The organism is Mucilaginibacter sp. (genome assembly GCF_028288225.1).
Taxonomy (GTDB): domain Bacteria; phylum Bacteroidota; class Bacteroidia; order Sphingobacteriales; family Sphingobacteriaceae; genus Mucilaginibacter.
This window is the reverse complement of record NZ_JAQBOC010000061.1, coordinates 1-12,730: the sequence shown is the minus strand read 5'-3', so window position 1 is coordinate 12,730 and position 12,730 is coordinate 1. Positions and strand designations below refer to the sequence as shown.

Genomic DNA, 12,730 nt, shown 5'->3' with positions numbered 1-12,730 from the left:
ACCTAACCTGAAAAGATGAAAACAAAAAACAATGGTTATATAAAAACTTTTCTCCTTCTACAATGGATAGTATTGGCTATTCCGCTGACTATTCAGGCGCAGAATGAGTTACAGATACACCAGGTAAATATTGGAAATGGAGATTGTACGATCATCGCTATTACTGATAATGCAGGCGCCGTAGTAGCAAAGACAATAATAGACGGCGGTAAGTCTAGCGCTACAACTTATCTGATCCCATATATCAACCAGGAATTCGGAGGTAATGCTAATTTCGATTATCTCATCTTGTCCCATTTTCATAACGACCATTATAATGGCTTACTGGCACTTGGTAACGGTACAATACGGGCCAATTATATAATCGATGGCGGTAACTATACCATACTTGCAGGAGCACACAATCCTGCATTAGCGCCTCCTAATATAACTTTTCCCCCTCCACGCGCAGCGGGCGTCTGGGAAACAAATGTTTCGGCCTATGGGAACAACGTTAATACTGCAGCAAGAAGACCAGCAGGGTTAACTAATTTACCAAACCAGATACGCGACACCCTCACTCTTGGAAGTATAAAGGGCGTTAACGTGTACCTGATATGCATTGCCGGAAATGGATCTAATGTAGGTACAGGAGGTGCAGTAGTAAATAATATTGCGGCACGTAGAAATAACCAGAATAATTTCAGCCTCGGGTGGTTGTTGGTATATGGTAAATTCAGATATTATACTGCCGGAGATATCGGCGGTCACAACGCTAAATACACCCAAAATATACCTTATGGTACCGGCACACTTACCGTGACGGGCAACTGCGCTTCATATACTGACCAGGAAACGTCAATAGCTGCCGGACTACAGACATTATTGCCCAATGCACAACCAAAAGGAGGGGGCACTAATGTGGCAGGGCATATATGTGCCATAAAAATAAGCCATCACGGAAGCGCCTGCAGCAATAATATAATGTGGCTTAATACGCTCAGACCTGCGGCCATCTTTACCTCTGCCGGCAGCGATAACCATCATAAACTTCCGAGATTAAACACGCTCTATAACATGAGCCAGGTAGCACCTTTATCAAACAATGGCAACCCAACCCTGGGGATATACAGCCAAGGGTATTATTTTACCAATCTCTATAATTTTACCGGGCAGGCTAGCCTTACCTATGCTAATACACTTTTCGCTGCACGGGCAAATACAAGTTATGACTATGGAAATAATAATATTAACACCAACGGTAGTTACCTGATAATAGTGCCGCCACAAAACATAGCAAACTATAGCGATTTCCAGGTATGGCGAGTAAACTGCCCCTTTAATTATACTAATAATATATCAAAGCATACATTTCTTGCACGATATGAATGCCATCAATAGAACACAAAATCAGTTTGTGATAAAAAACAATCCATGGATATTAACAGCATTGCACAGAAACTAAAAGATACCATTACAGCCCAGGGTGGTGTGCTTAATTTTCCTGACGATTTTCCCATCAAATGCGAAAGTATTGGCATCGCATTAGGCTATGTGAAGCTGTCGTCTATTAGGCTGAGAGGGCTTAGCGCGGACAAAGTAACGGTAACAGGCAATACTATAAATATAGCAGATGCACAGACTTCGTTATTTGATGCCGATAGTACCATTCAATGGACATTTACTGAAATCGGAACAGATAAATACCAGTCCGCCTTTTCAGGGAAATTAAATAATATTTCTATAGTTATGCTCGTAAACCAGGGACTGATAGCCCTGGACAAAGTTTCTGATCCTGCTATATTCCCGAAAGGATTATTTAATAATACAAATCTTAAAGTAGATACGAGCACATTCACACTGAACATGCTGTGCGACAGTTCTGATCTGAATATAAGTCTAATATCGGCATTTGGCCTGTCGCTTACTAATCTCGGTTTTGGTCTTATCATCACGCAGATTCCAGGGGTAACTAATCAAGATGTACAGTTTCAGTTAATAGGAACACTTGCATTAGGAAAAACAAATCTTACTGTTGAGCTAGTAGTGCCGGTAAGCACACAAAGCACTAAGAATATATGGATACTTACATTTGGCTCCTCTACGCCCTTGGTGCAGGGCCTTGCAGACCTTGTGAAATTATTCTTAGGTGTAAATCTCTTCTCGATATTACCTGATGCTGTGGTAAAGATCGGCAACCTATTTAGTGTAAAACAATTGCAGGTAGTATTTGATCCTACCCAGGCTAAAATCAGTTCCTTATTTTTAGATCTCGGTTCGGTAGAACCATGGGATGTGGTGCCCGGAAAATTCAAAATAATTAATACAGGTATAACATTTAATATAAGCTGGCAGAACAACAAACGCCTTATTAATACGCTGATAACAGGACATTATGTTTTTTCTAACGCACTGAATTTTGGAGTAGATGTTATAATTCCGCCGGGAAATAATGATTGGCAATTATCTGTTTCGGCCGGCACTACTGATGCGAGTATAAATGATATAGCAGCCTTAGATAACACTAATATACCAGGCGGGCTCAATACCCAGGCAATAGGTTTACCAAAAGATGTCTTTGATTTCAAAAGCCTCAACCTTGAAGAATTTACAGTATCATTTAATCCATCTAACCGAACTGTCTCCTTTATAAAAGTGAATGTGCAGGCAGAATTAGAATGGACGATTCTAAAAGATGTTTTAGAAATATCCAATCCAGCTATTGACCTGACCATTAAAAATCCCTTAAACTCCAACCGTTTTATTTTTGGTGAGATAAAAGGTAAGGTCACCCTTGTTAGCCTACCTTTTGATCTGTCGGCAACAAAAGAGGAAGACGCTACCGGCTGGAAATTTGTTGCAGCGACACAACCGGGAGCTGTAATTGACCTGAAGGCAATCGTAAATCAATTACTGAAGCCATTGAATGTGGTAATGCCTACAGAAATATTCCCGTCAAATCTTGGTGTAACGGATATAGGATTCACCATTGATAAGTCTGATAATACGACGAGTTATTCTTTTGCCGCACGTACAGACGGAAAATGGACCTTTCAGTTTGGGCCTTTGCCAAAAGTAAATGTAACAGCAGCGGTAGATATAAAATACCAATCCAGCACCTTCTCGGGATCAATAAAGGGTGTGTTTGAATTTCCGGGCTTCTCTAACCTAAAAGTAGGTATTCAATACAGGTTTGATAAGGATAATAAAATACTCAACTTCATATTCTGGGAAAAATTTATTGCTGAATATTCGATAACAGAAAAGAAGCGGGAAATAAGCTTGAAGATCGGAGATCTGACTCTAGGCGAATTGCTGATCAATATTATGAATGTGATCGGTGTGCACAATTTTAAACTGGAGGCGCCATGGACGATATTGAACGACATTAGTCTAAAAGGATTCGGTATCACATTTGACCTTGACACGAAGAGTGTTGGCGTAACCTATACACTACCGAGCGAAATAAATCTTGGCTTTATCACCATTACTACATTAGAGCTTGGTAATAATAATAAAGACAAAAAAATGACACTGTCTATAAAAGGCAGATTCCTGGGCAAGGAGATAGGGGATAATGATCGATTTGGGAAGAATAAACCGCAGGATGTGCAGAACATGCCAAAGGTGCCGGGACGGGGCAATGCCTATTTTGACCTGCGTGCTTTGGCATTAGGACAAAGGGTATCAATAGGAGCAGATAAATTTAAAACCATACCTGAAGTAATAAAAGCAATAAAAACGCTGAACACACCAGTTGGTGATGCCATACCTATTGGCGGGCCTGGGCAACCGACTTTTAAAGCTGATAATGGCTGGCTCTTTGCTACCAACTTTGGTATATTGAAGGTAGGAGACCAATATACTATTGATCTGTCCGTTGTATTTGCAGACCCTGAGCTATACGGATTGCGTATAGAAATGAATGGTGAGAAAGCAAAAATATTTGCCGGACTAAAATTTGAAATCCTATATCGCAAAATATCTGATTCGGTCGGTGTGTACCAAATGGAACTGACACTACCAAATGCGATGCGTTATTTGGATTTTGGCGCGGTGTCTGTGGTATTGCCTGTGGTAGCTTTGCAGATTTATACCAACGGCGACTTTAAAGTAGATATAGGGTTCCCTTACAATATGGATTTCTCCCGTTCATTTACTGTACAGGGAATTATTCTTGGTGTGCCCGTGATGGGGTCGGGCGGATTGTATTTTGGCAAGCTAAGCAGCGCAACATCAAACGATGTGCCTAATGCAAACTGTGGTCAGTTTGATCCTGTGCTGATATTCGGTATCGGTATGCAGTTAGGTATAGGCCGCTATATTGATAAGGGGATTTTGAAAGCGGGCTTTAGTGTAACTGTCGTAGGGATCGTAGAAGGTGTGATAGCCACATGGCTACCCTATACTAATGCCATAGGCCCTGGGGATAATCCCTCAGATGTTCAAAAGTCTTACTATTTTAAATTACAGGGAACATTAGGCATCCTTGGTAAACTATACGGCACCGTAGATTTTGCAATTGTAAAAGCTTCTGTGAGCCTTACTGTATATGTAATGGCACGCATCACTTATGAATCTTATAAAGCCATCATATTTGCTATCTCTGCGGGTGTATCTGTTGCAGTTTCTATTTCTATTGATTTTGGATTGTTCTCTATATCCATCGATTTCTCATTCAGCACCACTATAAATGAAACATTCCAATTGGGCAGCGATCATACTCAGGATGCACCATGGAGTTGCCTTGCAGCTCCTAAACATATGTTGCGCGCAAATGCCAACTTGTCTGCACAACAAATACAACTCAAGTTCAGACCATTTCCGAAGCAGGCTAATAATGCCGTAAAAATATATTTCACGCCTCATCTGGCTGTAAATAGTGAAAACAATACCAATACTGTACAAGCTTCCTATGTTTCCATGATGTTTGTAGATAGCCCGGTAATCATTAAGGGAGATAGTAGAGCCACCGATGTTGGGAAAACGTCGTTTGACAATATCATTGAGAATCTATTTAAGTGGTTAATTACTGCTGCAACACCAGAATCTAACATACCTGATTTTGCAAGGATACCCGTTCAAACCCTAAAAGCAATTTACGCAGCACTATCGGTAAAGGGATATACGATACCTTATACGGATCTCTCGGATTTTCTCCAAAACCAATTAACTATTACTGCATTCCCGTTATCCGGAAATATTAATGCAACCGTGTTCCCGATGCCGCCGGTATTTGGCCTGGATACTTCGCTAAATGATGCACCACAGTATGCAGTAACCTTTAATAATTATTCATTTGCTGATGATAATTACCTGAAGGCACTCTCAGATTATTTTAATCAATTAGCGGTACAGGTACAAAAAGAAACAGGCAATGCACCTAAAGCTAAGGCAATAAGAGGTACGCTTGATAAAACCCCATTGAGCCAATACATCTTCCAGGACTATTTCCTGCTCACGGCCAGGCAGGTAATACAAGACAGCATCGACGCTGCACAAAACTACCGCTATGAATTAAAAGGCGGTGAGGACATCCAGACAATTTTAACTTGGGCAAACGCTATTCAACCGGGTAATTTAACTGCCAGCCAGGTGATCAGTGCCAATAAAACACATGCGCTTACTAAAGATAAGATTATCACCGTTAACAGTCAATCATACAACATAAAAGTAAATGACTCCTTTAATTCCATCGCAACTCAACCATTGTATGCATTAACACCAAGCGCTGTTGTTTTATTAAACGCCACAGTCCATAATATTTTAGCCGCCGGAGTGAAAGTACAGTTGTTGGGTAATGAGTGGACCATTGTTTCGGCAGATACTTTGACCAGTTTGGCTGGAAGTTTGAAAACCGATATAAATACCCTGGCTAACAATGCAGATTTCCAGAAATTAAACAATATTCTTCGGCCGCTTGCTACTATCAGTATTCCTACAGTGAGTTATAAACTCAAAGAGAATGATAATTTCCAAAAAATATTGTCCCTCTATAATACGGATGTGGACACATTAGCCAACGAGCCTAAGAATACATCTATCGAAAATATTTTTGTTGCCGGCAAAGAAGATGATAAATACCTTGTAATAACAGCGCTGCAAACCATCGGCACTGAGGATATCTTCGGTATGTTATCATCGCAGGGCAAAAGTGCACAAATTGCCGGTATGATAGCCAGGTATCAGATGCACGGACTGCGTTTGCCGCTTAGCGGTATCTCATTTGCAGATTCAGTTACACCACAATGGGTGACCGGAACAGCGAAAGATTGCTCTATGTGGAGTATAACAGGACAGCAATTCCCGCTGCCTGATATGAAGAATACGGATGCTTATAAAATAACGCTGAAAAGAAATGGCTGTACTTATATATCGTTTGGTGGCGGAGATGACCTTGCTGCGATATTGAAACCTGTAGATATAGATGTAGTAAATGCAGTAGCTGCCTTTGCCAGAAATACCAAACTTAGGCCTTCCATAAAAGACCTGAGCATTATTTCGCCGGTAGATAAACTGTCAGGCAGTTATTCATTCCAGAATTATTACCAATTACGAACCGCCAGCAATCCTTTTGTATTACCTTATGATAAACGTTCTGACCAGCAAAAACTGGCCAGTCCTTCGCCTATCATATGGACCTTTACACCTGCACTGTTAAGTTTATTAGCACAAAAAATTTCAGCGGCTCCGCTAATGAGTTTACAAATCGGAAAATTCAGTGCAGGAAAAAATATGCTTGAATTTACCCCAGGCAATTTCTATGGTTATTCCACCGTAATTGATGTGAGCATAAAGAGAGTGCCTGCAGCAGAAAAAGCTGCTTCAGCCATGAGAGCCAATACCTATGAAGTCATAGGCAGTGACGAAGCCGGAACTGCATTGCTTGAAAAACTGCTCTCGGCTATGCCAACTGGCAATGATAATATAATAGACCAGATAAGTCTGCTGTACCAGCCTAACCCAACTGCTGCTGATGCAAAAGGCTACCTAACCGACGGTCCTGATAATGTGAATATGTTCCTTACACAGGTTAACCTTTCAACAGATACTAACCCGGTACAGTTTGCGAAGCCATTGCTAAAAGCTGCGGCCATAGAACATCCGAGCGGTGTTATTAATAGTAAATATGATTTCATCAAATTACTATGGGAATGCAGCGTGGTGCGCTCAGGTGGTTATTATTTATATTACCAGGAGAAAGTAAATAATAATGCGCTGGCTGATGTACTGTTTGACCGTGATGGTAATGCAACGATCTCTATCTTAATAACCTATAAGGCAAATACGATCAAAAACACTGAGATACCGCTATATAATTATATGAACAGTGTGGTGACCGGCGATCAAATAGATCCGTCGGCAGATATTGTTGCGTCACGCTCTGAAGAAAACGATATCAGCTACCCGGTAAAGGCCGATGATACAATCCTATCAATAAGTAACAAATACAACGCAGCAATAAGCGAAATTGCATTGGTAAATGCGACTGCGCTATTATCAAATGGTGTTACGCTCGATATTAAGAATATCAGGTATGAGGTGCGTCCTGAACAAAGGAAACCGGGAAAAACATTAGCAACCATTGCCAGTTACTTTGGCGTAACACCTGATGCCGTCAAGGCGTTCAACCCGGAAGTGCCAAATTTTGATAACCTGGCCATCTGGACATTGCTTCGCATACCAAATCTTCAATATGTAATATCCGATACTGCAGCGCAAGGAAATACAATGCAAAACATTGCCGGCTACTATTTCGTTACCATTGAGGCTTTGGCATTTTATAATGACCGTAAAGCCAATATCTTCAAGACTGGCAATATAACGGTAAGAGATCAGGTACTTGATTATAAAGAAGTAGTACCGCAGGGCAATATTGGTTTTAAGTTAAATAGAAATTATCCGGGCGTTGTACCAGCTATCACTGCGGGGCAGCCGTTACCACCAGACTATGCAGAAAAATCGTTGCAAAATGAATATCAATTGCTTACTTACGCGTCCAGCGACAATGCAGACTTTAAGCTGTCAGATTTCGGCTTGCCTGTAGGACCATTAAAGAGCAACAAAACCGACCAAAATGCTGGAGCAAAAACAAGTAATGATGACCCTGGCATTTGGCCTTATGAACAGGTGGTAAAGATACATAGCTATGCCAAATACAACCCGATAGTTGATAAGCCTAACCTCCCTGCTGCTGCCAATAATCCTTATGCAGGTATCAGTGGTTATGCCCAATTATTCCTTGACTGGCAGGATACTTATGGTAACCGTATCCAAAATACATTTACTGATCCTGATATTGACCCGACCGTCACCTTAAATAAACAACCTATACAAGTAGGATATACTGATACTTTATTGGGCATAGACCAATGGCCGGGTATTACCACCAACTATCGTTTTGACAACTCATCTAATAACCGTCAATTATTGGTAGACGTTGTTTTTGATAATTCGCGCTACGACCCTTCACTAAGCATGGTTCGCCCGGGCACAACGGATAGCACGCCTATCTGGAAACAAAATGCGATCGGCGACAGAGAGGTATACCAGAAAGTATATTACCAGTTGAACCAATTATATGCTCCTGAACCTGCAAATCCAGGCCAGAAGAAAAGTGACGTTCGGTTCACACTTTCTACCACATTAACCACCGATACGGATAATATGCTGCCGGACGCACAGGTGCAGCGTATATTGGTCTTTATAAGCGATATTTATATTTACCTTGATCAATTAATTGCCGGCACCATAAAATGGGATGCTAATCAGAAACCTGTTATAAAAGCGCCGTTATCTAAAGCGATCTGCGCTACCCTGAACATGAATAACATTTTTGAATTGCTGGTATCAGTAGGTATATACAGGGATATTGTACGTGTGCACGATGATTTTCTTGACGATAATGCTGTATATGAAGCTATTTGCAGTATTAATCCTCAATCTTCATCTACAGATGACGCAATGAATCTGCAAGTATTTGCGGGTATATTCGAAACCATCTTCAAGTATGATGACCTGGTATTGAAAATAGCTACTGCTTCGGGCGCAAATCCTAATGAATACAAACGCGATAGCAAAGGAATATGGATAGTAAGATGGGCGCTGAAAGAAGGGGCTAAAGGTATATTCTATAAAAAAGACGACAAGAATGCAACCGTATATGCTGCCAGGCCTATCTCTACACAATTAGAAGGGTACCCGAACATAAACATTTATCCATACGTAACCGCGCAGGGAATTGACTGGAACGACCCTAATGTAGCTAAGAAAACGTTCTCTGGCATAGATATGGATGCATGGGGCAGACAATTCCTGCTTTCTATAGATGACTTACTGAACCCGGCTTATGTCAACGCTACATTCTGGATATCAAAATTGTACAAAGATGATCCGCAAAATCCTAAAAAAGAAGACTTGCTGTTATCAATTATCAATAGCAAAAAATCATTAGCAGGATCGCTGGCTAATTACTTAGAGCCCGTTCTCTTTGGATATACCGGAGATAATACAACAGCAAGAGATAAATTCAAACAACAAATGCTGATACGCTTATCTGATTTTTATGCGGTATCAGCAGTAGTTCAATATCCGATCGATGTATCGGTAGATTGGACCAACCAGGAGCAAAATGCAATAAGTTATCCGAGATTATATGGCAGCATGAAGGGTACAAGAGCAATTAACGCGGGCCTGTCAGGAGATACGCCTAAAAATGATGGGTTTAGCCTGTCTAACAGCAAGATTGTGCTGACTAACGACAACAAGTTGCCTTCTTATCTGAATTTCATCTTTACAGTAAAGAATCCGAAAAATCAAACATTCATACCATTAGATCTGCAATACCAGGTAACACACCTGGAGCATAATATAACACAAGTAGACGGGATACAGGAATATGAAGCATCTGACTGGCTGAATTTTGTTATTGTTCCGGCTGTAAATAACCTAACTCCTACTGAAGCATTAAACCTGCCTATTGTGCTAAGGGCCTACCCTACTCCACCTTCACTTACAGCACAGGTAGGTGTAAAATCGAATTCGGATGATACTGTAACGATACCTACTGCAAGGCAATGGGACTTTGATTACGATTACACCCAGCACTATGCACAGCAGGATACGATACACTCTGAGATGAGGTTTAATTTACGCCCGGGGCCGGTCAATTTTATGGCTGTGAATGCAGCTTTATTCGCTACCCTTGCACAGTTTATATCAACCTATCCTGATATACACAAAGACCTGATAGCATCGCTTACAACGGTTACTACCAAAACAGACAGGGCCGCACCTGAGTACAAGGTAGCTGCAGCGGCCTTAAGGTCTTTCCAAGAAATAACAGAAAAAGTAGCCCACGCATGGCAGGGAGGATTCAGGCTTTTCTCAAACAGTCTGAAAGAAATATATAGCGGCAACTACCTGTTCAGTGTAATAGAACGTCCTGAAAAGAATGAGGAACCAATAGATAAGCAAAAGCTGATCATAACCTTATCTGCCGCGGATAATCAAACACCGGGCTTAGTGCCTCCACTTATTGAAATTGAAGGTTACAAAACAATTACCCAGGATAATTTAAAGCTGGTAAATGATCTCAGAGACTACAGATACGCTTATCAATCACTTGTTGACCCGACCAAATACCTGACGGTAGAAGAATCAAAAGTGATAACTAAACGAACTGTTTCTATGTCTAAAGTAGATGTGATCAATTTCCAGAATGCGCTTTCATTCATTAAGGTAAAACGAAATGAAAATTTAGTAAAAGATAAGGCAGGCAAATGGATAAGAACAGCCGATGATTTCGTATACCAGACACCACTTATCAGCTTTGGTAATAAGTTAATTCCATTATTGGATTACAGTGATCCGAAATATAATTATAATATAGCGAGACAACCGCAGGATTTGCAACTGCAAATATCTGGTATGTTCATTGGCCTGCTGGGACAAAAGATTCCTTTTGACATCACTATGAAAATCGAGATCTCTTACAACTATACATTGCAAAATGCTCCGGATAGTATTGACATCAGCCTGCCTGTTTTCCTTGCCCCATCAATACCTATCCCCCCAAACCAGGATACCAATTTTGCTGCCATCGCAAAAGAAATAACAGGAGCTATGAAAATATGGAATGATGCTTATATGCCGCAAGGGTTTAACAAGAAGTTTTTCTTTGATATTTCTGTTTATTCAGGAATAAACGGCAACAAAATGCCGCTGCTAACAATGCGCTATTTATACCTTAATATAAACGATATTACAACATGGGGAGTTTAAATTATGAGCGCTTGGAAGACATAAAAAAAACCTTGTAAGAACCAACAACTAACCATACTGTTTTGAGGATTGTTAGTTAGGCAGTATGGCTTTTCTTTTAATGATGGAAATGTTTGTTGTGTATGAGCTCATATGGGAAACTTTTCGACTCCTTTTTAACTGATTTAAGACTACCGGCTTTTTAAAAGTGGCTATTTCGGTACACTGGACCATATGATTCCATCCCTAAGTTTAGTCAATTGTGTAAGGTATATCATTGATAAATTCGGCATTTAAGACTATTGGCATGGTCACAGTGTTCCGGAACAATTTGTTTCCAATTCCGGAACATGTTGCTTAATGGCTCTGAAATGTCTAATATTATTACTTACCTGTCAAGAATCTACCAGGACCAACTACCCATTATCCCGCTGAAAGGTGGCGTTTGGTATCCATCTTTTTTGAATATTATATCATTACCGTAAATAACGTTATTCTTTCCATCTGCACCAAAAACCACCCAAATGGGACCCGACATACTGTATCCGCAGGGCCACTCCGGACTGGAAATTTTACTTTTGCAATCACTTAAATTAAATTGAGAAGACGGCGGCGAAAGAAAAAAGCTGCAACATTGGAGCCCCGCCTCCGCTAAAAACAAAGTCACGGAAAGGTCCAGCTGAGTGGTTGTTGGAGAAGGAGCGAACCTGAATAAAAACGGTTCAACAAAAAACTCAAATGCCGGTGGCGAAGAGATAGCCATAGTCAACTCCATGATTTGCACTAAAATTAGTTATTTAAATTATAGTTATTAAATTGGCGAAAATTAACCAATAGTACGTAAAACGTCGTTGTAGGTTACACCTTTTTAGAATATAATTATGGTTTGAACAACTCGAATAAGAGCGTAGGCAAGCGTACTTTCATTTACTTATTGCTGGTGTTGCACTTCTATCCACTAATCGCTCAAGCTTAAAATTAATGTTATTCACCACGTCACCATCTGTTTTTACTTTAACCTTAAAGGGTACTGAAGATGGAAATGCTCTCATCTTTAATTTGTTTAATTGTTCCGGGTCAACGCATGCGGTATAGGTTCCCGGAAGAAGACCGAGAAAACTAAAGTTACCATCACTTTCTGTAATAGTTTTTCCAACAAGTCTGGAACCCTGGTAAAAATCAATAACAATTCGATCCTGTCCGATCAAGTCACGAGAACATCCATAAACCATTCCTGAAGCTTCTCCGCTTACCTTAACGGGTATTTCAAGCAGCTTCACTTTATTAGGATCAATAGTAAGTTTAAACATACTTTTTTTCAGCTGCCATGCAATATTGTCAAAACTGTTGGGATTTAGTTCGATCAAATAACTCGTATAAGGTATAAGATCAAATACTTGAATGCTGGTATCCCGGACATTGCTTTGCACGCGGCCGCCGTTTATCTTAAGTTCAAGTCCTTTTATTTTAGGTTCGCCCAGGTCTCGCT

The 12,730-nt window shown here is 40.5% G+C and carries 4 protein-coding genes; 2 read left to right on the top strand and 2 right to left on the bottom strand.

Going from position 1 to position 12,730, the window contains the following annotated elements:
* The first annotated feature begins 15 nt into the window (after positions 1–15).
* Both JWQ54_RS18525 and JWQ54_RS18520 read left to right on the top strand, forming a co-directional pair.
* Positions 16–1,380 carry an MBL fold metallo-hydrolase gene (locus JWQ54_RS18525; RefSeq protein ID WP_299587804.1) on the top strand — a complete coding sequence of 455 codons (1,365 nt, stop codon included), beginning with the start codon at positions 16–18 and terminating at the stop codon, positions 1,378–1,380.
* Positions 1,381–1,413: 33 nt separating this feature from the next.
* The gene (locus tag JWQ54_RS18520; protein ID WP_299587802.1) at positions 1,414–11,262 is read left to right on the top strand and encodes a hypothetical protein; all 9,849 of its coding nucleotides are present in this window, start codon (positions 1,414–1,416) and stop codon (positions 11,260–11,262) included.
* A 382-nt stretch (positions 11,263–11,644) separates the two neighbouring features.
* Here the strand turns inward: JWQ54_RS18520 and JWQ54_RS18515 are convergent, their stop codons facing one another.
* Positions 11,645–12,016, bottom strand: a complete 372-nt coding sequence (locus tag JWQ54_RS18515; protein WP_299587801.1) for a hypothetical protein — start codon at positions 12,014–12,016, stop codon at positions 11,645–11,647.
* Between the two features lie 148 nt (positions 12,017–12,164).
* Positions 12,165–12,730: carboxypeptidase-like regulatory domain-containing protein (locus JWQ54_RS18510; RefSeq protein WP_299587800.1), on the bottom strand; the 566-nt coding region annotated here is incomplete at its 5' end.